Annotated in this window: 21 protein-coding genes and 2 tRNA genes; 5 read left to right on the forward strand and 18 right to left on the reverse strand. The window is 30.8% G+C overall.

Going from position 1 to position 23,844, the window contains the following annotated elements; genetic code table 11:
• Nucleotides 1-14: 14 nt before the first annotated feature.
• The 13 genes from rpoC to BG_RS01955 all read right to left on the reverse strand — a co-directional run bounded on the left by rpoC (nucleotide 15) and on the right by BG_RS01955 (nucleotide 12,917).
• Entirely contained in the window at nucleotides 15-4,148 is a 4,134-nt protein-coding gene (gene rpoC / locus BG_RS01895) for a DNA-directed RNA polymerase subunit beta' (protein ID WP_011193714.1), read from the reverse strand.
• A gap of 15 nt (nucleotides 4,149-4,163) precedes the next feature.
• Nucleotides 4,164-7,631 (reverse strand): DNA-directed RNA polymerase subunit beta, encoded by a 3,468-nt coding sequence (rpoB, locus tag BG_RS01900; RefSeq protein WP_011193715.1) that lies wholly within the window; start codon nucleotides 7,629-7,631, stop codon nucleotides 4,164-4,166.
• A gap of 82 nt (nucleotides 7,632-7,713) precedes the next feature.
• Nucleotides 7,714-8,088 carry a 50S ribosomal protein L7/L12 gene (gene rplL / locus BG_RS01905; protein WP_011193716.1) on the reverse strand — a complete coding sequence of 125 codons (375 nt, stop codon included), beginning with the start codon at nucleotides 8,086-8,088 and terminating at the stop codon, nucleotides 7,714-7,716.
• A 70-nt stretch (nucleotides 8,089-8,158) separates the two neighbouring features.
• Nucleotides 8,159-8,647 (reverse strand): 50S ribosomal protein L10, encoded by a 489-nt coding sequence (rplJ, locus tag BG_RS01910; RefSeq protein WP_011193717.1) that lies wholly within the window; start codon nucleotides 8,645-8,647, stop codon nucleotides 8,159-8,161.
• A 4-nt stretch (nucleotides 8,648-8,651) separates the two neighbouring features.
• The gene (rplA, locus tag BG_RS01915) at nucleotides 8,652-9,332 is read right to left on the reverse strand and encodes a 50S ribosomal protein L1 (protein ID WP_011193718.1); all 681 of its coding nucleotides are present in this window, start codon (nucleotides 9,330-9,332) and stop codon (nucleotides 8,652-8,654) included.
• Entirely contained in the window at nucleotides 9,332-9,763 is a 432-nt protein-coding gene (gene rplK, locus BG_RS01920) for a 50S ribosomal protein L11 (RefSeq protein WP_011193719.1), read from the reverse strand. The genes rplA and rplK overlap by 1 nt, the downstream gene beginning before the upstream one ends.
• A gap of 51 nt (nucleotides 9,764-9,814) precedes the next feature.
• Entirely contained in the window at nucleotides 9,815-10,369 is a 555-nt protein-coding gene (gene nusG, locus BG_RS01925) for a transcription termination/antitermination protein NusG (protein WP_011193720.1), read from the reverse strand.
• Between the two features lie 23 nt (nucleotides 10,370-10,392).
• Nucleotides 10,393-10,563 carry a preprotein translocase subunit SecE gene (gene secE, locus BG_RS01930; RefSeq protein WP_011193721.1) on the reverse strand — a complete coding sequence of 57 codons (171 nt, stop codon included), beginning with the start codon at nucleotides 10,561-10,563 and terminating at the stop codon, nucleotides 10,393-10,395.
• Between the two features lie 26 nt (nucleotides 10,564-10,589).
• Nucleotides 10,590-10,662, reverse strand: a tRNA-Trp gene (locus tag BG_RS01935).
• Between the two features lie 8 nt (nucleotides 10,663-10,670).
• Nucleotides 10,671-10,850 carry a 50S ribosomal protein L33 gene (gene rpmG, locus BG_RS01940; RefSeq protein ID WP_002556991.1) on the reverse strand — a complete coding sequence of 60 codons (180 nt, stop codon included), beginning with the start codon at nucleotides 10,848-10,850 and terminating at the stop codon, nucleotides 10,671-10,673.
• A 27-nt stretch (nucleotides 10,851-10,877) separates the two neighbouring features.
• Nucleotides 10,878-10,950 (reverse strand) — tRNA-Thr (locus BG_RS01945).
• A 64-nt stretch (nucleotides 10,951-11,014) separates the two neighbouring features.
• Complete coding sequence (locus BG_RS01950; RefSeq protein WP_011193722.1) at nucleotides 11,015-11,872, reverse strand: TP0624 family protein; 858 nt, start codon at nucleotides 11,870-11,872, stop codon at nucleotides 11,015-11,017.
• A gap of 13 nt (nucleotides 11,873-11,885) precedes the next feature.
• The gene (locus BG_RS01955; protein ID WP_011193723.1) at nucleotides 11,886-12,917 is read right to left on the reverse strand and encodes a hypothetical protein; all 1,032 of its coding nucleotides are present in this window, start codon (nucleotides 12,915-12,917) and stop codon (nucleotides 11,886-11,888) included.
• A 323-nt stretch (nucleotides 12,918-13,240) separates the two neighbouring features.
• On the opposite strand from BG_RS01955, the gene BG_RS01960 reads away from it, so the two are divergent.
• Nucleotides 13,241-13,900 (forward strand): ankyrin repeat domain-containing protein, encoded by a 660-nt coding sequence (locus BG_RS01960; RefSeq protein ID WP_011193724.1) that lies wholly within the window; start codon nucleotides 13,241-13,243, stop codon nucleotides 13,898-13,900.
• Between the two features lie 9 nt (nucleotides 13,901-13,909).
• Here BG_RS01960 and BG_RS01965 read toward each other — a convergent pair whose 3' ends face one another.
• On the reverse strand, nucleotides 13,910-15,463 hold the full coding sequence (locus BG_RS01965) for a DUF8510 domain-containing protein (RefSeq protein ID WP_044007883.1): 1,554 nt from the start codon (nucleotides 15,461-15,463) through the stop codon (nucleotides 13,910-13,912).
• Nucleotides 15,464-15,566: 103 nt separating this feature from the next.
• Here BG_RS01965 and BG_RS01970 point away from each other — a divergent pair, with 103 nt between their 5' ends.
• Nucleotides 15,567-16,769: a dicarboxylate/amino acid:cation symporter gene (locus tag BG_RS01970; protein WP_011193726.1), complete on the forward strand. Its 1,203-nt coding sequence runs from the start codon at nucleotides 15,567-15,569 to the stop codon at nucleotides 16,767-16,769.
• Nucleotides 16,770-16,780: 11 nt separating this feature from the next.
• On the opposite strand, the gene proS is transcribed toward BG_RS01970, so the two are convergent.
• Both proS and BG_RS01980 read right to left on the reverse strand, forming a co-directional pair.
• The gene (gene proS, locus BG_RS01975) at nucleotides 16,781-18,247 is read right to left on the reverse strand and encodes a proline--tRNA ligase (protein WP_011193727.1); all 1,467 of its coding nucleotides are present in this window, start codon (nucleotides 18,245-18,247) and stop codon (nucleotides 16,781-16,783) included.
• A gap of 52 nt (nucleotides 18,248-18,299) precedes the next feature.
• Nucleotides 18,300-18,977 (reverse strand): DUF2259 domain-containing protein, encoded by a 678-nt coding sequence (locus tag BG_RS01980; RefSeq protein WP_044007884.1) that lies wholly within the window; start codon nucleotides 18,975-18,977, stop codon nucleotides 18,300-18,302.
• 163 nt (nucleotides 18,978-19,140) lie between these two features.
• Between BG_RS01980 and BG_RS01985 the strand changes: the two genes are divergently transcribed.
• Genes BG_RS01985 through BG_RS01995 form a run of 3 tightly spaced genes read left to right on the forward strand, consistent with a single transcriptional unit; the run spans nucleotide 19,141 to nucleotide 20,790 of the window.
• The gene (locus BG_RS01985; RefSeq protein ID WP_044007885.1) at nucleotides 19,141-19,560 is read left to right on the forward strand and encodes a hypothetical protein; all 420 of its coding nucleotides are present in this window, start codon (nucleotides 19,141-19,143) and stop codon (nucleotides 19,558-19,560) included.
• On the forward strand, nucleotides 19,557-20,168 hold the full coding sequence (locus tag BG_RS01990; RefSeq protein WP_011193729.1) for a DUF3996 domain-containing protein: 612 nt from the start codon (nucleotides 19,557-19,559) through the stop codon (nucleotides 20,166-20,168). Before BG_RS01985 ends, BG_RS01990 begins: the two co-directional genes overlap by 4 nt.
• A 10-nt stretch (nucleotides 20,169-20,178) precedes the next feature.
• Nucleotides 20,179-20,790, forward strand: coding sequence for a DUF3996 domain-containing protein (locus tag BG_RS01995; RefSeq protein ID WP_011193730.1), 612 nt, complete (start codon nucleotides 20,179-20,181; stop codon nucleotides 20,788-20,790).
• Between the two features lie 52 nt (nucleotides 20,791-20,842).
• On the opposite strand, the gene manA is transcribed toward BG_RS01995, so the two are convergent.
• Together manA and BG_RS04725 are read right to left on the reverse strand one after the other, a co-directional pair.
• The gene (gene manA / locus BG_RS02000) at nucleotides 20,843-21,958 is read right to left on the reverse strand and encodes a mannose-6-phosphate isomerase, class I (protein WP_011193731.1); all 1,116 of its coding nucleotides are present in this window, start codon (nucleotides 21,956-21,958) and stop codon (nucleotides 20,843-20,845) included.
• On the reverse strand, nucleotides 21,955-23,832 hold the full coding sequence (locus BG_RS04725) for a fructose-specific PTS transporter subunit EIIC (protein ID WP_011193732.1): 1,878 nt from the start codon (nucleotides 23,830-23,832) through the stop codon (nucleotides 21,955-21,957). The genes manA and BG_RS04725 overlap by 4 nt, the downstream gene beginning before the upstream one ends.
• Nucleotides 23,833-23,844: the final 12 nt, after the last annotated feature.

The raw sequence follows: 23,844 nt of genomic DNA on the forward strand, positions 1-23,844 counted from the left end.
CGCTTATTTTCAAGTTAAACCTTAGCATCGATATTTTCACTAACTTTAATTTTTTTATAAAGTCCCATACCGGTTCCAGTAGGAATTAAATGCCCAATTACAACATTTTCCTTTAATCCCCTAAGATCATCTATTTTTCCAGCAATAGAAGCATCTGTTAATACTTTCGTTGTTTCCTGGAAAGAAGCTGCAGAAATAAAAGAATCTATATTGAGAGACGTCTTAGTTACTCCTATAAGAATAGGACTTGCTATTGCTGGCTCACCACCTTGCTCGATTACTTTTCTATTTTGCTCATAAAAAGTATGCTTATCTACCTTTTGTCCATAAACAAAATTGGTATCACCAACTGCTACAATCTTAACTTTTTTCATCATTTGTTTAATTATCACACCAATATGTTTGTCATTAATGCTAACACCCTGCTTTCGATAAACATCTTGAATTTCTGCCAACAGAAACTCTTGCAAACTAATCCCACCTAAAATTTCAAGCACATCATGGGGATTAATTCTGCCATCACAAAGCATATCGCCTGCTTTAACAACATCTCCGTCTCTAACTAAAAGATGCTTACCGGCTGGAATATAATGCTTATGTTCAACCCCATACTCATCTAAAATATTAATAAGCCTTTTGCCTTTTTGAATTGATTTAAATTGCACAATTCCACTTACTTTAGCCATTTCGGTTAAATTCTTAGGGATTCTTGTTTCAAAAAGATCATTAACACGGGGCAATCCCCCTGTAATATCTTGAGTTTTTTCAGAGCCTTTAGAAAGTTTCGCAATAACATCTCCTATATTAATATTTTGACCATCTTCAACTTGAAGATAAGCATCTCCTGGTAATACATAAGATGCAACCTCCATACCACTACTATCAATAATAAAAATCCTAGGATCAAGAGATTCAAAAACATTATCTGTAATTCTTTTCTCAACATTTCCTGTTTCAGTATTAATCTCTTCTTTAAGAGTGGTTCCTAAAATAATATCCTTAAATTTAATTTTACCTTTAACTTCTGCAATAATAGGCTCTGCAAATGGATCAAATGTGCCGATAACTTTACCTGATTCAACATAATCACCAACCCCTATTTCAAGCTTTGTGCCAGCTTTTAAAGCAACTTCTTGCTCTTCTGATACTATTAAAAATTTATCGTCTCTTAATTTAGCATAACCAATATAAGAAGAGAGAATCTCTACACCCTTTTTATTAACAAACAAAGGAATTCCTTTGATTACTCTTTGAGAATCTAAAACTTTAATCTCTTTTATGTTCTTAATTTTTTCTTCATAAAAAACATTGATTATTTTTAAAGTTCCTTTTCTTGTGAAAAGAATTCCATTGTCAACATTAACATTAAAACCCTCTATGCTATTAAGTATAAAAGCATTCTTTAAAGATATTTTATCATCCTCACTGCCGGCCTGAGCAACTCCACCAATATGAAAAGTTCTCATGGTCAATTGAGTTCCTGGTTGCCCTATAGACTGAGCAGCAATTATTCCTACAGCCTCGCCAATATTTACAGGCTTATTCTTTGAAAAGTCTCTACCATAACATTTTTGACAAACACCATGTTCAGCTTCACATGTTAAAACAGATCTAATCACAAGCTTTTCAATACCAATTTTCTCTAATAATTCTATTTTGGCTTCTGAGATTTCTTCATTTGCATCTAAAACGATCTCACCAGTAATTGGATTTTTTATTCTTTCAATGGAATAACTCCCAACAGCTTTTTCTTTTAAAGATTCTAATATTTCTTCACCATTTTTGACAGTTTCAACTTTTATTCCATTTATAGTTCCACAATCTTCTATTCTAACAACAACATCTTGAGCAATGTCTACTAATCTTCGAGTTAAATATCCAGCATCAGCTGTCTTAAGAGCAGTATCTGCTAGACCTTTTCTAGCTCCATTTGTAGATATAAAAAACTCTATCACAGAAAGACCTTCTTTAAAGTTAGAAATAATTGGAAGCTCAATAATATCCCCGGAAGTTTTTGCCATTAATCCTCTCATACCAGCAAGTTGTCTTATTTGATTTCTACTACCCCTAGCACCAGAATCTGCCATCATATATATAACATTAAATCCATCTCTGTCTTTCTTTAAAATTTCCATCATCTTATTAGTAAGTTCTTCATTAGTCTTTAACCAAACAGAAACTACATTATTATAGCGCTCTTCACCAGTAATAACACCTTTGGCATAATCATTTTGAATTTTAGCAATCTCTTTATTAGCCCTATCTATATAAGTTTTCTTTTCATCAGGAACAATAATATCGCTCATACTAATTGTGCACCCAAACTTAGTGGCATACTTAAAGCCAAGCTCCTTGATAATGTCAAGCATTTCAATTACAGTAGAAGAACCATGAACTACATAAACTTTTGATATTAAAATTTGTAGTTCCAAATCACTAAGAGTTTTATTTACAAATTCAATTCCTTTGGGCAAAGCCTCGTTAAATATAACCCTACCCGCTGTAGTTTTTTTGTATTCGCCATCAATTTTTACATAAATAGAAGCATTGTAATCTAGACTTCTATTGTTTATAGCGAGAATAACGTTGCTAAAGTTTAAGAACTTTTTACCTTCTCCAACAATATTCTTTTTTTCCATCGTTAAATAATACAGACCTAAAACAATATCTTGAGATGGAAAAACAATAGGATGCCCATTTGCAGGATTTAAAAGATTGTTTGTTGAAAGCATTAAAGCCCAACTTTCAGCTTGTGCTGATGGAGTAAGGGGAACATGCACTGCCATTTGATCACCATCAAAATCAGCATTATATGCATGACAAACAAGAGGATGTAATTTTATTGCCTTACCCTCAACTAACACAGGCTCAAAAGCTTGAATTCCAAGTCTATGAAGAGTAGGCGCCCTATTTAAAAGAATAGGATGCTCTTTTATAACAAAATCTAAAATTTGCCATACCTCATCCACTTCTTGTTCGATTAAATTCTTTGCTCTTTTGATATTAAAAACAGCCTCACTCTCAATTAACCTTCTTATCACAAAAGGCTTAAACAGCTCAAGAGCCATTTTTGCGGGTAGTCCACATTGATGCAGCTTTAACTCAGGTCCAACAACAATAACAGAACGACCAGAATAATCTACTCTTTTCCCAAGAAGATTTTGCCTAAACCTTCCCTGCTTGCCTTTTAACGCATCAGAAAGCGACTTAAGAGGTCTACTAGATGAGCCTTTGACAACCTTTCTTTTATGAGAATTATCAAAAAGAGAATCTACCGATTCTTGAAGCATTCTTTTTTCATTTCTCACAATAATCTCTGGCGCATTAAGAAGAAGTAACTTCCTTAAACGATTATTCCTATTTATAACTCTTCTGTAAAGATCATTAAGATCAGATGTTGCAAAGCGCCCTCCATCAAGCTGAACCATTGGCCTAATCTCTGGAGGAATAACAGGAAGAACCTCCATAATCATCCATTCTGGCTTATTTCCAGAAACTTTAAAATTTTCAATAATTTCAAGACGTCTTAAAAGTTTCTTATCAGTTTTATCATCTTTATCTATCATTTGAATCCTAAGCTTAGATGAAAGTTCATCAAGATCAAGATTTTCAAGAAGAGTTTTAATAGCTTCAGCTCCCATCGAAGCATTAAAAGACATTCCATATCGCTCTCTAGCCTCTATATACTCATCTTCATTTAAAAGTTGCATTTTTTTAAGATCAGTATCACCCGGTTCAATTACTACATATTTTTCATAATAAAGAATAGAATTTAAACTAGATGCTGTAATGTCAAGCAAAAGACCAATCCTAGAGGGTATATATTTGTAATACCAAATATGGGCAACTGGAGCTGCTAGCTCAATATGCCCCATTCTTTCACGTCTTACCTTAAAATGGGTAACTTCTACATTACAACGATCACAAATAATACCTTTATATCTAATTGATTTAAATTTACCACAATAACATTCCCATTCCTTTGTAGTGCCAAAAATCCTTTCACAAAAAAGCCCATCCTTCTCGGGTCTCAAAGTTCTATAATTAATAGTCTCGGACTTTTTAACCTCTCCATAAGACCAATTTCTAATTTGATCAGGAGATGCTATTTTAATTTTTATTTTTTCAAAATCTTTTATCTCTTTCATAAAAACTCCAAAAACCTAGCCTTTATTAATCAATTCTTCTTCTTTTTCTGTCAAGGGGACTTGATTCCCATTGTCATCGTAAATTGACAAATCAAGTCCAAGCCCTCTAAGCTCTTGCATTAGCACATTAAAAGACTCAGGAATACCGGATACATTAGTAGGAACGCCTTTTACTATATTTTCATATATCTTGACTCTACCCGACATATCATCAGATTTAACTGTTAAAAGTTCTTGAAGAGTGTGAGCCGCACCATAAGCCTCAAGGGCCCAAACCTCCATTTCTCCAAGTCTTTGCCCACCAAATTGAGCTTTTCCTCCAAGAGGTTGTTGAGAAACAAGAGAATATGGTCCTGTTGATCTTGCATGCATTTTGTCATCAACAAGGTGATGCAATTTAAGCATGTAAATCACGCCAACCATTACTTCATTTTCAAACGGCTCTCCTGTATAACCATCATATAAAATTTCTTTAGAAGTTGGATTAAATCCAGCTTTTTTCAATTTTTCTTGAATTTGTTCATTTGTGGCAGACTCAAAAACAGGAACATTATAAGATTCACCAAGATATTTACCAGCAAGGCCTAATTGCGATTCCATTAACTGTCCAATATTCATCCTAGATGGAACTCCTAAAGGATTTAAGCATATATCAAGAGGGGTTCCATCTGCAAGATAAGGCATGTCTTCAACAGGAAGAATTTTTGCAACAACACCTTTATTACCATGTCGCCCAGCCATTTTATCGCCCTCTTTAAGCTTCCTTTTTTTAGCAACATAAACTTTAAGTATCTCCTCAACCCCAGGAGAAAGATTACCAACATCCTCTTTAGTAATCCTTTGAACATCAATAACTGTACCTTCAGTACCATGAGGAACTTTTAAAGAATTATTTTTAACATCTTTCGCTTTTTCTCCAAAAATGGAAGTTAAAAGTCTAAATTCAGGAGTAATGTCTCCTTCTGACTTTGGAGTAACTTTACCAACTAAAATATCACCGGGCTTCACATAGGTTCCTATCCGTATAATCCCATTTTCATCTAATTTGTTTAGTATCTTCTCGCTAACATTTGGTATATCTCCTGTAACCTTCTCAGGACCAAGTTTGGTTTCTCTTACCTCTATGCTGAATTCTTTAATATGAATAGATGTATAAAGATCTTCCTTTACAATTCTATCAGATATTAATATAGCATCCTCATAATTAAACCCATTCCAAGGAATAACCCCTAGTAATAAATTATTACCAAGAGCAAGCTCTCCATATCTAGTAGCAGGGCCATCAGCTATTATTTCTCCACTTTCAACCTTTTGACCCTCTTTAACTAAAACAGATTGATTAAAGCAAGTGTCTTGATTTGTCCTTTCATACTTAACAATATGGTATTCATCTAAATCTTTAGCATTTTCTGATTCAAAAGGCTTAACAACTATTTTACTACTTGTTGCAAGAATAACTTCCCCACTTCTTTTAGCCTTAACTACTACTCCTGAATCCTTTGCAACAACACTTTCCATCCCTGTGCCAACAATTGGGGGTTTAGGAAAAAGCAGGGGTACTGCTTGTCTTTGCATATTAGAACCCATAAGAGCTCGATTTGCATCATTGTGTTCAAGAAAAGGAATTAATGCCGAAGATACTGAAATCAGCTGTCTAGGGGAAACATCCATATAGTCTATATTTTTAGGGTTTGTTGTAGTATAATCACCAGAAATTCTAACAGAAACTAAATCTTCAAGATACTTTCCATTAGAATTAAAGGCGGCATTGGCCTGCGCAATGCACTTTTTCTCTTCATCAATAGCAGATAAATATTCTAATTCGTCAGTCACTTCTCCATTAACAACTTTCCTATAGGGAGTTTCCAAAAAACCATAATCATTAACTCTCGAATAAGTAGCTAAAGAAACAATAAGTCCAATATTTGGTCCTTCAGGAGTTTCAATAGGACACATTCTGCCATAATGAGTATAATGGACATCTCTTACCTCAAATCCTGCTCTATCTCTTGAAAGTCCCCCTGGTCCAAGGGCATTAAGACGCCTTTTGTGGGTAAGTTCGGCCAAAGGATTGACCTGATCCATGAACTGCGAAAGCTGGCTGGTTGCAAAAAATTCTTTAACAGCAGATACAATAGGTTTAACGCTTATTAACTCTTGGGGCTTTAGATTAAAAACTTCCTTATTAGACATTCTATCTTTAGCAATTTTTTCAACTCTTGACATCGCGCCTTTATATATATTGGTAAGAAGCTCCCCAACAGAACGCACCCTTCTATTTCCTAAATGATCAATATCATCAAGAATATCATGACCTTCATATATTCTTAAAAGATGAGATATGGTGTTAACAATATCATACATAGTTAAAACCGATGTACTTAAATCGTCAAATCCAAATTTTTTAGAAAGTTTATAGCGCCCCACACGCCCAAGATCATATCTTCTTTCAGAAAAGAATATAGTTTTTAAATCATTTTCAGCATTATCAATCGATATTGGTTCGCCAGGAAAAAGAGCACCATAAACAGCAAGCATAACTGATTCTTTTGGAAGCTCTTTAGAGCCATCCTTTAAAGCAAAAAAGGCATCCTCTTTCTCAAGACAATTTAAAATAACATTTGAACTCACAAAGCACTTTCCAGAAATAGCATCATAACCATCAAAATCAACAAGCTCTATTTCGTTTACTCCATTTTGCAAAAAATCTTCAACATCTTGTAGAGTAATCTTATCTCCTGCTCGATAATACATATTCTCTCTTATATTAATGCTCTTAGCTAAATATTGACCCGGAAGATCTCTTTTTGTACTGTCTTCAACTTTAATTTTTTTAATGTTATAAAAAGTTTCTATTATTTTTTCTCTCGTATCAAATCCTAAAGCTCTTAAAAAAAGAGTTATGAGTATTCTTTTTTTTCTATCTATCTTTACATAAAGATAATCCTTTTTAGAATCAATCTCAAATTCTAACCAAGAACCACGATAAGGAATTATTCTGGCAGAATACAAATCTTTTTCTTTATAAAAAACAACTCCTGGGGATCTATGAATTTGAGAAACAACAACCCTCTCGGCCCCATTAATAATAAAAGTTCCCCTTTCTGTCATTAAAGGAATAGTTCCCATGTAAACGTCTTTTTGCCTTATTTCTCCAGTAGTCAAAAATTGTAAATTTAGTCTTACTTTTAAAACAGCTTCATAACTTTGGCCCTTTCTTTTACATTCTTTTTCTGTAAAATTAAGGGCATCGTTTTCTATATAGTACCTTTCATACTCAAGAGCAACATCACCATTTCCACTTTTGATGGGAAATATATTTCTAAAAACAGACTCAAGGCCTTCATTAAGTAAAGGTTTTTTATTTTTTAATTTATCAAGTTGTAAAAATTTTTCATAAGAATTTAATTGTATTTCTATCAGGTTAGGTAGGTCTAAAATCTCATCAGCTCTTCCTTGTCCCAGATGAACTCTTTTTATCATTAAAAGACTCCTTTTTTAAGACATAACAAGCCGCATATCATAAAGACATGCGGAATAACAACTTTGATATATTTTTAATTTTTTATTTAACTTCAACTTTTGCGCCAACTGCCTCAAGTTTCTTTTTTAACTCCTCAGCATCTGACTTAGAAAGACCTTCTTTAATAGCTTTAGGAGCAGATTCAACTAAAGCCTTAGCTTCTCCAAGACCAAGCCCCGTAATAGATCTCACCTCTTTTATAACATTTATCTTACTATTACCAAAAGACATAAGTATTACATCAAATTCAATTTGTTCTTCAGAATCAGTTGAGCCTGTTGAAGCAGCACCCCCTCCGACAGCAGAAATAGCGGCAGTTACTCCAAACTTTTCCTCAATAGCCGTTACAAGGTCAACAACTTCCATAGTTTTTGCACCCTCAAGCCAGGTTAAAATATCTTCTTTACTTAGTGCCATATTAACTCCTTATATATTTTCATTTTACAGTGATAGCATGCACTCAAAAATTAAGACTAACACTGCCATGTTAATTTTTAATATCAGCCAAAGCTTTCAAGGTTCTTGCAAGCTTAGAAACTGGCGCTTTTAACACGCTAGCTAATAAAGAAATAGACTCTTTTTTGGTAGGAAGCTTGCTATAAGCTTGAACTTTAGCCTCATCATAAAACTCTCCTAAAACAAAACCGCCCTTTACTTTTAAAGTACTACTTTTTACAAAATCATAAAAAATTTTTGCTATTACATTAGCCTCTTCTAATGCAGTAACAACAACCGTAGGGCCAACCAAACAAGAATCAACAATATTAATATTCTTTTCTTTTAAAACCATCTTCATTATATTGTTTTTAACAACTTTTAAGGCTCCATGTTCGCCTTCTATTTTATTACGAAGATCTGTCAACTGAGATACACTTAAGCCTCTATAATCTAAGAAAAAAAGATTTTGTTTATTGTCTATAAATTTTTTCAATAAATCAAACATTTCCAACTTTTTAGAATTTATCTTTGCACTCATAATGCTACCTCCAAACAAAATCAATTTTTATAGAAGGCCCCATAGTAGATGAAATATAAATACTGTCTATAAAAGCTCCCTTTAAGTCACTTGGCCTTTTTTTAACAACTTCCTTGATAAATTCATCATAATTTTCTTTTATCTTTGCATTGTCCATAGAAGATTTACCAAAAGAAAAGCTTATTACGCCATTTTTATTTGCTCTAAATTCTGTTCGACCCTTTTTAAGACTGTTGATTGCATCTTTAAGATTATTTGTGACTGTTTGAGTCTTTGGATTTGGCATTAAGCCTCTTTTCCCTAAAATAGGGCCAAGTCTTCCAACGTCCTTCATCATATCAGGAGTTGCAACAACAATATCAAATTCATCCCAACCACTTTTAATCTTATTAATAAGATCATCATCTCCAATATAAGTTGCACCAAAAGCTCTAGCTTCATCTGCTCGATCGCCTTTTGCAAAAACAAGTATTCTTTTCGGCTTCATAAACTGATTTGGCAAAACTATAGTGTCTCTAACAGTATGATTCTTTTTTAAATTAAGGTTAATAGATATATCTATAGTTTCATCAAATTTAACAAATTTAATTTCTTTCAACAGTGAAATTGCATCTTCAATGCTATAAAATTTACTCTTATCTACTTTGGAAAAAGCTGCAATATATTTTTTACCCTTTTTTGACATTATTTCTCTACCTCAACACCCATTGAACGTGCACTCCCCGAAATAATTTTAAACGCTGCTGATTCTGATTTTGCGTTTAAATCAGGCATTTTGATTTTTACTATCTCCATTAACTTTTCTTTTGATATAGTTCCAACTTTATCTGTATTGGATTTTTTAGATCCTGATTCTATCCCAATAGTTTTTTTAATTAAAATCGAAGCTGGAGGAGTTTTTACAATAAAAGAAAAACTTTTGTCACTATAAACAGTGATAATAACGGGAACCACAATGCCGGGATCCATCTTTGCGGTTCTCTCATTAAATTCCTTTACAAACTGAGGACCGCTCACTCCATGAGGTCCAAGCGCTTGTCCTATTTTAGCTCCTGGAGCTGCCTGAGCAGCTGGAACCTGCAATTTAATCCAAGAAATTGCTTTTTTTTTTGCCATATCATCTCCTTATGGTAATAACGCTTAAAAAGCTCCCATTAATATTAAATTTTAAATCTTTTCTATGTGTTGAAAATCAACTTCAACGGGCGTTGACCTTCCAAAAATTTGAACTGCAACTTTTAATTTCTTTCTTTTATAATCAATAGAACTAATAAGTCCTTCAAAGGAGTCAAAAGGCCCACCTTTAATTCTAACCCTTTCTCCTTCTTCAAAGTCATAAAGCATAAAAATAGATTTATTTGCTTTAATCTCTCCAGTAAGCATAAAAACACTTTTTACTTCTTCATCATTAATGGGAATAGGCTTTTGCCCCTTACTAACACCAACAAAATTAATAACACCTTGAACTTTAATGATATTGGCAACAACATCTTTCCAACCTACTTCTGGGAGATCTAGCTCAATAAGAATATAACCTGGCCAAATTTTTCTCTCTCTTATTCTTTTCTTGCCATTTCTTATCTCTTCTACTTTTTCAATAGGAGCCTTAACATCTAATACTATACTACCAAAAGCACCTTCGCTTATTAAAAGCCTTATGTCTTGCTCTATCTTTTTCTCATATTGAGAATAAGTTTGAATTACATACCAAGCTCTAGACATAATTTAACCTTCTTATAATAAAACTAAAATACATAAGTTACAACAAGAAACATGAGATAATCAACTACACCTAAGAAGATTGAAACAAATAATACTAACCAAAAAACTTGTTTCCCATTTTCAACCACTTCATTATACTTAGGCCACGTTACCTTCTTAAGCTCCAAAATACTATCTTTGATAAACCTAAACACTTAAAGCCTCACTTTAATTCTAACAACAGGTCAGGAGGGATTCGAACCCCCAGCATACAGTTTTGGAGACTGTCGTTCTACCGTTGGAACTACTGACCTATTATTTATTATTTTATTTTTCCTTCCTTATGAAGAGTATGTTTGCGTAATTTTGGACAATATTTCATCAATTCCAACTTTTCTTGCTTATTACGTCTATTCTTAGTAGTAGTATAATTCCTAATTCCCGTCTCTTCACAAATCAAAGATATAAGCTCAACAGCTCCTTTCCCTTTCTTTTTACCCATACAACAAAACTCCTAACTACCAATAAAAGCCCTCAATCGGACTTGAACCGACGACCCCCACCTTACCATGGTGGTGCTCTACCAACTGAGCTATAAGGGCATTAATTCCTTATAAAACTCTTTATTATCTTAGTTGATTGTTTGGAAAAAAACAAGTACCCAGTTTAATTTTCCTGCTTTATTACAACAAGTTTTCCGTCTTGTAAAAGTTTAATGTTATTGTTGTTTGAAAATAACTTATTAATAGAATACTCATCAAGTATAATATCTGTATTGTTTTTGCCATAAACACTTTTGGCAACTAATTTTAAAGGACGATGCCCAACCCTATTTTTATTATTATAAAGAATATCATTACTATACTCAAGCATTCCCCATTTTTTTAAAGCCTCTGAAGAAACCATTCTCTTGTCAAAATATGGCCTAATGTTTTCATCATAAATTTTGATAAAAAAAGAGTCTTCTAATTTTTTAGAACCAAAAGCATTATTATAGACTTCACCTACATAAATCACAATTCCTGTATAATCAGTCTTATCAATATCAGAATTTACTAATGGATAAAAAGCTTTATATGGCTTTTCATGCGAAAAAAATAAATTTATAAAATCGGGAAAAAGACTAAGCTCATACCTAACAGTTAGACTTCTTAAGTCTTCTGAATACTTTATATAAGATCTTTTCAAAATACTATTGGGGCCTGAAAAATTAAGTATTAAGCTAGGATTCAGATCAAAATAATTCTTAAAAGTATTTTCAGAGTCCATAATTATCTTAAAAAGAGACTCTCTTATTAACGTATCTTTAAAATCATTGATGGTTGCTATTAATTTAGAAGCTGTATTTAAGCCTACTGGCCTAAATTCATTTTCATTAATTTCCTTAACAATGTCAAAACAAATAACCTTCCTATCCCAATCAATTATTCTATGCACACTTGTCTCGGCAACCTCATCTTTTATTATGGAAACATTAGAATAAAGTAGAAATAAATAACTAAAAAGAAACTTAAGAAAATGCATTATCTCCTTCCTATTATTTTTTGCCTAAATATACACCGATCCAAGTCCAGCCATTATTAATTTCTGGATCTTTAGGATAAGCAATTCTTTTAAAAACAAAATACCATTCCCGAATATGATCCCAGCCGCTTGATTCAAGATAAGATATATCATCACTAGAATCCGCCTCAAGATGCTTTGCAAATTGTATTCCGTTTTTTCTTCTACCTCCAAGCCTAATCATCGTGGTTAAAAAGCTGTTGGTATTAATGGAATTACTTTTTCCGCCCTTTTGATCCCAGCTTTGAATAAAAAAATTATTCTTATCTCTTATATTAAGCAGTCTAGAAGTATCTCCAGAAAGAACAAATTTTTTAACATCCTGGATTAAATCTCCTAAATTTCTATAAACAATAAACTCTGGATTATTAAAGTAATTAATTTTTGTAACTACATTAAAATAGTCTCTAGAATCTATTTTTAAATGTGCTCTTGGAATTGAAAGAAATTTTTTATAGTAAAAATAAGATTCATCATAATTTTGAACATCTTCCAAGCTTAATGCAAGATTATAAAAATAATTACCCTTTTCCTCATTATTTAAATTATCAATTTCTGTATTTAATATAAATTTGTAATAATTGATCTTATCGATTGAATCAATATTTAAATTAACAATCTTTTTGGCTACTTTTGTTTTCACTGAACAGTTTTCATAAACATAATCATCAAAATTGTCAACAACATACTTATAAATACTAAAAGCTACAAAATCTTCTCCCATAGAATCATAAATATTGCCCATTAAATAAAGATACAAAGGATAATACTCTCTAGATTCATCATCAATAATTCCACTATTTACAATTTCTAAAGCATTTTCATAATTTTTATTTGCAATATATATATTAACAGCTCTATCAACAATAAGAAATTTATCTAATCTATTCTTATTAGAAGATTTTAAAAGATGCGTAAGATTTTGAATCTCGCTTTGTTTTTGTTTACAAGAAGCAAACAAAAATAAAATCAAAAAAAATTTAGCAATTTCAGCAAACAGATTCATAAGAGTATTTTACAATATAAACTATACATAATAAAATGCACACCTCAATTTAAAAAATTATCAAAATTTTTATAAATACTAATTTAGCATGATCACATTTTATATTAATATCAATATAAAAAACATCAAAATAACACAGCCAAAATCTAAATTATAGATTTTAAATAAAAATACCTAATATTTTAAAAATGGATAATTATGATTACAAAAACATTGAAAAATAATCTTATAATAACCTATAATAAATGTTAATTTAATACTTATTAAAAAAGCAATCATCTAAAATTAAATACTTTACTAAAGGAATACAAAACTCACAAAAAATGAAAAAGGAATTAATGATACTTTTTTTATTATTACAAATAATAAAAAATTTGAATTCAATAAACACTGATACAAGTACTTCAATAATAAAAGAATTACAAAAAAATCTGTATGCTTTTAATAGTAAAGAATATCAAAATAATAAGGACACTTTAAATAAATTTATAAATTCAATAAATATAAACGATAAAAAAACCTTGCAAAATTTAGAAAAAATTAAAAATGATCTTTTTATAATATCTGTTTTTTTCGACAATAAAAAAGGGATTTTAATTGCACTAAATCTTGGAGCAGAAATAAACCTTAAACATAAAATATCTCCAATTTCAATTTCAATAATAAACAATAAATTTGAAATCATAAAAATATTGGTAGATTATGGAATAGGTCTTAATCAAATAGATGATACCGGGCATTCTCCAATATTTTGGGCAATATATACTAATAACGAAAAAGTATTTGAATTTTTAAAAGAAAGCGGTGCTGATTTAAGTTGCACACTTGAAAATAGAAAAACACCAATGCAAGCTGCAATAGAAACAGAAAATATAAAATTAATTGAATCTCTTAAAAATAAAAAAATTTACATTGACGACAATTACAAAAAAGAAATTAAAGCGCTGAAAAACAAAGAAATAGTTAGAATTCTAACAAAATAAAAAATAAATTTAATACCCATCAGATGTTTGAATATTTTTATCTTTATCAATAAGATCTTTGTATATAAAAGATTTTTTAGCAAGTGTCTCTTTTAAATTTTTAGAAAAGGGTAAATTTCTCCACATTATTCCACGCACCAATTTATCAAGCTTTTGAATTCCCTTACTTTCCTTCTCTATCCAAAGAAAATAATCTTCTAGAAAAAAATTTTTAACATTTCCTTTTTTAATAAACTTAACATAATAATCGTAATATTGACCTGTAATTCCTGTTTCCATCCACCTAAAAGAAGCTTGTTCTTTAGCAAGCTCCCAAACAAAATCACCAATGCCTAAAATAACCGCCTTTCTTAAGTTTTTAGCATACATAGGTATTAATATTTTACCCCTACCATTTGCTCTATTTTTAACATCAATTGATTCCCAACAAATTCCTTTATCACCATAAGAAGGTATCAATATAAAATAAGGAACCACTCTAAGCAAATCTCCTCTATACGCTTTTTGAAAAAGCCTGGGTTGAATATCTTCAATTTCCCAAACAAGTTGCATAATTCTTTCTCTGCTTCCAAAAAATTGAGGATTTGCAACTATATTATTTCTCAAAAGAATAGGAAAATGGTTGCCTCTTGGGCCTATTGCAAGTTTATTAGCACTTCTAATAACCTCAACTTCATCATATGCAATAGTTGATTCAACAGACATTCCAATATTGTTCATTTTATTTTGAATTTCAAAAAGCTCTTTGTTAGCATCTTCAATTTTATTGATAAAAACATGAATATCTCTATTTGATTTAATAAGATCATCAACATAATCACTGGCAAAATTTAAGGGCTTTAAAATCGAATTGGCATAAGGGCTTCTCACTCCGTATTCAGGGATATAAGTTGAATCGTTTTGGCTATTATGTGAAAATAAAAATCCAAACATATTTCTTAGCTTACAAAGAGCTTCTTCCCTAATCTTGTCAGTTCTCTTTAGGCTGCTCTTTGCAAAATCAATATTTGCCAAAAGTTTTTCTTTCTTATTAAGTAAAATTTTTTCCATATCTTCTTCTTTAAAATTATCCATCGGCAAATCAGTTGCTAATCTACTAAGCTTTAAACTACTAACCCCATAAAGCCATTCATCAAAATAAATAAAAGACTCATTATAATGATTGTCCCAAATAGTTTTTGAAATTAATAACTGAATTTCAGATCCAAGTGCATTTGGAATAAGGGCAGCAAATCTAAATAAAATTTTCTGCTCCATAGTTAATGCCGAAATGTTTTTTGCAATTGATCTCAGAAAAGACCAATAAATGTTAATCACTTGATTATACTTTAAAACCCTATCAACCTCTTCTGGTTGAGGATTTAAATAATCTACTAAAACTTTATGAAGCTTAAGGCCAATTTCTTTGCTACTTGAAATAAGATTTTTATAAAAATCTTTAGTAAAAAATTGTTTATCATGCTCCTCTAAAGTTAAAATATTTGGCAATCTTGAATCTAAATCTGTATCTACATAATCAGGATATTTATACAAAAGACCCCCAAAAACACCCCCAAGCAACATAACAACATAATTATAATTGTAACTCTAAAGTTTATATTTACAAAAAAATTTAGTACTATTTATTATGCACAGTGTACCTTAAATCTCTGAAAGGAGAAGTCATATGAATGTAAAAATCAATTTTTTTTTCACTATACCCATTGGAATATTATTGGGATTGTTTTTACCTCTTGGGATTTACAGCTCTTTATCTCATGCTTTTATAAGATTATCATACTTGTCTCTTATTCCTTTCTTAATATTTTCAATTCCATTAGGAATTGAAAATATTATTGAAAATAAAAACTTTAAAAAACTCTTTAGCAAAACAATTTATTATGGAATTTTAATAAACCTATCTGGAGTTGCTGTATCAATAACAGCTGCAATAATATATCTTCCACAAAGAATTCCAATACTAGAAAAAACAATACAAAATATATATTTTTTTGAAAAAGAAGCTTTATTAGAAACATTTTTCCCAAAAAATATTTTCAAAATATTTACGTCTAGCAATCCAAATCTACTTAGCATTTATATGATTTCAATAATAATAGGAACTAGTTTTTATTATGCAAAACAAAAGGGAAGAATAGCTAGAGAACTAATGCTAAGCGCATCCAATCTTTTTTACCATGCAAATGGATTTATTGTAAATATATTAAATATAGGAATTATTTTTATAACAGCAGATTATACTACAAGCTTAAAAAGCTTTAAAGATTATCAAAATTATACAAATAGCATAACATTCTTTTTGACATGGACAATTATAATTTTATTCGCAATATTGCCAATAATTAGCTATAGATTAACAAAAAATTTCAGAATGATATATAAAGGAATCTTTGTATCATTTAAAAACATAATATTTTCAGGACTAACAAAAGATTCTTATTCCCCTTATGTAATATTAATAGAAGATATTAAAAACGAAAGAATAAATATAAAAAAATCTATAATTATAAACATACCTCTAATAAATTTTGTTTCTAAATTTGGAACTATTTTTGTTTCAGTAATATCATTTTTTATAATTTTAAAATCATATTCAAGTTTGCCTATTTCTATCTATGAGATAAGCTATATGAGTACTTTATCATTTTTTTTTGTCCTTGCATTTCCTCATATACCAAATAGCTTAATTTATGTAATTACAATGCTTTGCTCTACTTATACAAAAGGAATAGAGCTAAATGTTTCTAACATAACCCCAATGCTGCCAATACTAATCTCTTTGGCTTTGCTAATTGACTTTGCTTTTAACATTGCAATTATTCATATAATAAACTTTAAAGAATTGAAAGATCAAGAAAAGATTAATTAAAGCAAAACAAATTAATAAGATTTGGCAAATAAAACAAAATATTTAGCCCTAGAAGCACAATAAATACAGGCCATACCTGTTAAATCCTTGGCTTTAAAATCATCAGGAATGCATCTTATTGTAGCTTTAGTTTCGTTTTTAATAATATTTTCGCAATCCAAACCACCACACCAACAAGAAAGCACAAATCCAGAATGATCATTCATGTAAGCTTTGAATAACTCATAACTATCCTTCCCAATTCTAAAAATCTCTTTGGTATTTAAGGTCCTAAAATTCAATGCTTTTTTAAATAAATCCTTTTGCATAGAATCAAGCTCAACCTTAACCTTGCTGGCAAGAGAATCAAGTGATATTTGATACTTAAATTTTCTGTCTTTATCTCTTCTCATAATAGTAACAGAATTTAAAAGGACGTCATTTATCCCCACTTCAATACGTATTGGAATTCCTTTAAACTCGGCAGATGAGAATCTAAATCCCGGAGAACTTCTAACATCCTTATCAATTTCAACCCTAAATTCTGCTTTTTTTAAAGCATGAACAACACAATCAGAATAGTCTAAAATCTTTTTATTAATCTCATCTTCTTTTTTAAAAATAGGAATAACAATAATTTCTATAGGAGCAATGCGAGGCGGCAAAATCAAACCTTTCTCGTCAGAATGAACCATAATCAAAGCACCAATTAATCTGGTAGAAATACCCCAACTACTAGCAAATACGTGCCTCATCTTTCCATCTTTGTCTTGAAATTTTACATCAAATGCCTTTGCAAAATTTAACCCCAAATAATGGGATGTAGCGGCTTGAAGGGCTTTTTTATCTTGCATCAATGCTTCAATTGAATAAGTAGAAACGGCCCCTGCAAATTTTTCCTTTTCAGATTTTTTACCACAAAAAACCGGAATAGCTAAATAGTCTTCCATAAATCTTTTATATAAATCCAAAATAAGCAAAGTTTCTTCTACTGCCTCTTCTTCAGTAGCATGAGCAGTGTGCCCTTCTTGCCATAGAAATTCGGTAGTTCTTAAAAAAGGCCTTGTTCTCTTTTCCCAGCGAACAACATTTGCCCATTGATTAATTTTAAGAGGAAGGTCTCTGTAAGACTTAATCCACTTACTATACATATTCCAAATAATTGTCTCAGAGGTAGGCCTTAAAACCAAAGGCTCTGCCAAGCTCTCTCCACCAGCGTCCTTAATAATAGCAAACTCAGGAGAAAATCCTTCAATATGATCCTTTTCTTTTTCTAAAAAACCATAAGGAATAAGCATAGGAAAATATGCATTCTCATGTCCTGTCTCTTTAAATTTTTTATCAAGTATGCTCTGAATTTTACTCCAAATAGAATATCCATAAGGCATAATCACCATGCACCCTTTTACAGGGCTATAATCAGCAAGTTTTGCTTTCTGGACTATATCTAAATACCACTTAGAATAATCATCTTCTTTTGATGCTATAAAATCACTCATAAATTATCCTTAATGAAGCATTAAACTTCTTTAAAACACTAAATAATTATATTCAATATTTTTTAACTTCAACCATAAACCGCTTATACTTATTCCCATAAGAATTTAACATGATTTTTTCCAAAACAAAAACAATTCCATCTTCATTTGGGAATAAAAAAATTTCCCTTATTTTGTAATCAATAACATTCTTTCTATAGTAATTCCCTCTCCCAACAGTCAGATGTTTTTCTAAAGCTGAATTACAATATCTGACAGATAAAAAAATATTAAAAGAAGAAGAAAGTTCTTGAAAATTAATATCCTTATTTACAAAAACTTGATATTCGTTTCCTGTTTTAAAATCAACAAAATTTAAAAAATCTGTTTCTGGAATTTCACTATTAACATAAAAATAAATTTCTCGTCCTCTTCTTAAATGATTAATTTTAAATTCCTTAACTTTAAAATTAATCATCTTTAAAAGTTCATAAAGACTTTTATCATAACTGTCTGAATACTCAATATGCTCCTTAAAAATCTTAGAATGCACTCCAGAGTTTGCAAAATTATTTCTAATAACATCAACAAAGTAAACAGCAGAATAATAATATCCATTTTCAAACCCATATTCGCCAAACATAAAGCACTGATCATTATTTGAAAATCCTAAATTTTTAAAAAAAATATTTTCTGAAAACCCCAATAAAAAAGAAAAAAAATAAAAAAAAACGATATACAATTTAATCATAAGCTTTGTATAAGTTTAATAACAATAAATTACACGCTAAACTTATTTATAATTAATTTACTCTTACTTAAAATAATATCAAACAGCATTTCAAATTCAAAACTTTGATGTACTATTTATTTATAGATTAAAAACTTAATATTCAAATTTTTGGGATAAATTTTTGGACAAAAGGATTAGTAGCCTAAAATTAGTTTCAAAAGCCTTAAGGCAAATAAAGTTTTTCTGCAAGCGCTTTAAAATAAAACATTGCAATAAACCTTATTTATTGCAAATTCATCAATTTATGTTTTTTTTAAAGGCCAAAAAATCAAAGCAAAAATATATTCCCAAAAATCTTATACAAACGAATAAGATTAACATCAATACCCAGTCAAGTAGTATAATAATACCTATATTTGTGATTAAAAATTTTTTGATAAACAAAACTTTAATAAATAAAACGATAAAAAAATTAAAAATAAAGTTTTGCTATCAAGATAAGCAAATAAACATCAATATTTTTAATTTTTTATGCTTTATTAAAAATATTGTAAATATAAAATCTAAAATTATTGGATATAAAAAAGGAGAATTTCAATGAGAATGCTATTAGCAACAATAATACTTATATTAACAACAGGCTTGTTAACTGCCCAATCAAAAAGCAAATCTATGGTTGAAGATGACTTTGATTTTGAGAAACTTCTTGCAAAAGAAGAGTCTGTCCGCCGTTTATTTGGTATAGGCTTTGGGGTTGGATACCCACTTACAAACATTACAATATCTGTTCCATATGTAGACATAGACCTTGGCTACGGAGGATTTGTAGGGCTTAAGCCCAACAATTTCATGCCCTATGTTGCAGCAGGAATAGATCTTTTATTTAAAGATGAAATACATAAAAACACCATGATTTCTGGCGGCATTGGAATAGGCGCAGATTGGTCAAAAGGAAGCCCTGAGAAATCGAATGAAAAACTTGAAGAAGAGGAAGAAAATGAAGCTCAACAAGTAAATTCTCTTCAGAATAGAATAGGGATTGTAATAAGGCTACCCTTGGTAATAGAATATAGCTTTCTTAAAAATATTGTGATTGGGTTTAAAGCTGTTGCTACTATTGGAACAACTATGCTGCTTGGCGGCCCAATGTCATTTGAAGGAGCTAGATTTAATTTCTTGGGTACAGGCTTTATCAAAATATATATATAGTGGAGAATAAATGATAAAAAATTTTAAAAAAATGCATATTTTAATATTAGTATTAGGTGTAGCACACCTTTCTTTTGCATCTGACAATTATATGGTCAGATGCAGCAAGGAAGAAGATTCAACCACCTGTATCGCAAAGCTTAAAGGCATAAAAGAAAAAAAAAGTTATGACTTATTTTCAATGGGTATTGGAATAGGTAATCCTATTGCAAACATCATAATTACAATTCCTTATGTAAATATTGATTTTGGATATGGGGGTTTTATTGGCCCTAAGTCAAATAATTTTGAAAATTATCTAAACGGCGGAATAGATATTATTTTTAAAAAACAAATTGGACAATACATGAGAATCGGTGGCGGTATTGGAATAGGTGCAGATTGGTCAAAAACATCCCTTATGCCTCCTGACGAAGAGGAAGAGACTGATTATGAGAGAATAGGCGCTGTTATAAGAATTCCTTTTGTAATGGAATATAACTTTGCAAAAAATTTATACATAGGATTCAAAGTTTACCCTGCACTAGGGCCAACAATATTGCTAACAAAGCCAAACATTTTATTTGAAGGAATTAAATTCAATTTTTTTGGATTTGGATTCATAAAATTTGCATTTAATTAACCAAATAATTAAATTGGTGATTAAAATTAAGCTTACTTAAGCAAGCTTAATTTTAATTAAAACCAGCAATAAAAGCTTGACCATTCCCATCAATAAACAAGTTTTCAGCTTTTTTGCCTATAAAAATGCTCTCTCCCTTGTCAAGGTCTAAAGATTTATTTATACTCACACAACCGTCTAAAACTAACAAAACCATTGCACTATTTCTATTGATGCAAATACTCTCATTTACTTTTTTTTGAATTAGTTTCAAATTAGTATTTGGCAGTCTAAATACATTAAAAGTATTTTGAAAATCGGGCTTTAAAAATGATACCCTTCCTTCTTCAAATTGACCAACTCTCAACATCTCTTCTTTATCAATATACTTGGTAGTAAGCCCCGCTCTAATAACATTGTCAGAATTGGTCATAAGCTCAATACAGTCTCCTTTAAGATATGCATGCACCTCCTGACTATTAGTATAAACAACTTCTCCTGGTTTTAGTTTTAAAATATTCATGCCCAAAAATACTAAAAGACCCACATCTACACCATAAATATTGTAAATTTCATTAAACCAATAACCCCTAAAACTATCCATAAGATTTAAATTTTTTAAAATTTTTTCAATAATCTTCTCAAGTTCATGCACTTGTAAATCAAAAATAGTCTTTACAAAGCCTCTATGTGATTGAAAGTCTAAATTTAATTTCAGAATTTCACAAATTTTTTTAATCTCACCCAAAGGCAAAAAGCCCTTAAGAGCGTAAAAATCACTTAAAGCATAAATAAGTTCAATTTTGGGGTTTTTGTCTTTATATATCCTTTTGGGATCATTAATGTCTATACCTTTATTATTCTCTGATTCGTAGCCTTTTAAGGCAATATCTTTAGAAGGATGAATTTGAATAGATAAAGGCTTGTTTGAAGACAATACCTTAAATAAAAAAGGAAACTCATCATTACAGCCTAAAAGCTCTTTATGATCTTCTAAAAAACCACTTAAAAGCACATATTCATTTTTATATAAAATCTTACTAGAAAATGTCTTGTGTGCTCCAAGCCACATTTCAGCCTTAGGCTTTCCATCAATCTTATCACCCAAAAGATTGGGAATAAAACTAATCCCTCCCCAATCATATTCTTTAATATTATTTTTCATTAAATAAATATTATCTTTATTCATTCGGATTCCTTTGATTTTAAAGATTTCAAAAAAATTACCAAAGCCGTTGCAACTGCAACTCCAACAGCAATTGCAATAATAAACTCAAATTTATTATCAACAACAGGAAGAACTATTGGCCCTCCGTGTGGAGCATGATTGGCAACACCCAAAAAGGCAGCAATAATGCTTGAAACAGCTCCTCCTACCACTATCGAAGGAATCACCCTTCCAGGATCACTAGCAGCAAAAGGAATAGCTCCCTCGCTAATACCAATAAATGAAATTAAAAAGGCTATTTTGCCAGATTCTTTTTCTTCATTTTCGAATAATTTAGGCGCTAAAAAAGTTGCAAGCCCCATAGCCATAGGAGGAACAGGAATTGCTGCTGCCACCATCCCCATTATTTCTGGCACTTGAGGAATTAGCCCTACACCAAAAAGAAATGCCACTTTATTAAAAGGCCCACCCATATCAACAGTAATCATTGAACCTAGTACCAACCCTAAGAAAATTTTACCCAACACACCAAACGTTTCTGAATTACTTTGTAAAGATTTAAGCCCGCTCTCAAGCACCCCCATAAATTCTCCAATATAAACACCAACATGCAATATAAAAAAGCCAACAATAATAGTGCTTATTAGTGGAATCACAAATATAGGCATCACGGGCCTTAACCACTCAGGAACAGATCTCTTTGCCAAAAACCTTGCAACATAGCCTGCAAGCAACCCCGCAAATATTGCACCCAAAAATCCTGCTTTTACATTGCCAGACATTACTCCACCAACAAGACCGGGCGCAAGACCAGGTTTATCAGCAATTGCCATTGAAATAAATCCAGCAAGCACAGGCAGCATCATTCCAAAAGCCACAGAGCCAATATCTGCAAGCTGCTTATAAAATGGATGCTCAGAAAAATTGGGCCCATCAGGTCCAATCCCAACAAAAGCAATGCTAAGAGCAATTAAAATTCCTCCAGTTGCAACAACAGGAATCATTGGAGATACTCCGCTCATTAAATATTTATAAAAACTACCTTTGCCTGTTATAATCGAGCCTTTAGATCTGTTATTAGCACCAGAGTCTTTGCAAAAAAATACTGGGGCATTAAATGCCTCCTTAATAATATTTTCTGTATTGTTTATCGCTTTTACAGTTGAGACTTTATAAACTCTTTTACCTTCAAATCTCTTTTCATCAACATCCTTGTCAACAGCAAGTATTACAATATCTGCATTCCTAATTTCTTCTTCTGTTAATGCATTTTCAATACCAATAGATCCTTGGGTTTCGACTCTAATATTGTAACCCTGCTTTTTAACTTCATTTTCAATTTTCTTTGCTGCAATATATGTATGAGCAACTCCAACAGGACAAGCCGTTACAGCTACTATTTTCTCTTTTTTTGTAGCTCCAAAAACCTCTTCTTTAACTTTTCTATGAACATTTTCTATATAATAATAAATGTCATCAGCAGTAACAATCCCACTTAAAGCATTTTGAAAAGCATCGTCTTCAAATAGTTTAGCTATAAAAGCGATCGACTTAATATGTTCGTTGCCTTGTTGTTTTTTTGACATACAAATTAAAAATATTAAATTAACAGGAGGATTTTCTTCAGACCATTTAACACCAGTACCTTTAATGTAAAGCAATGAAATAAAACTGGTCTTAACAGCATCTCCTATAAAATGGGGAATTGCAACTCCATTTTCCCAAGAAGTGTCGCCTATTTTTTCTCTATCAAGAATTCCTTGAAGAAACTCTTTTTTACTATCTATATATCCCTTATCATTGACTTTTTCAACTAAAAAATCAATTACATCTTCTTTTGAATTTGCTTCTGGCAAAATAAATACAAGATCTTTTTTCAAAAAATTAAAAAACATAAATGTAGACTC

The organism is Borreliella bavariensis PBi (assembly GCF_000196215.1).
In the GTDB taxonomy this organism is placed as follows: domain Bacteria; phylum Spirochaetota; class Spirochaetia; order Borreliales; family Borreliaceae; genus Borreliella; species Borreliella garinii.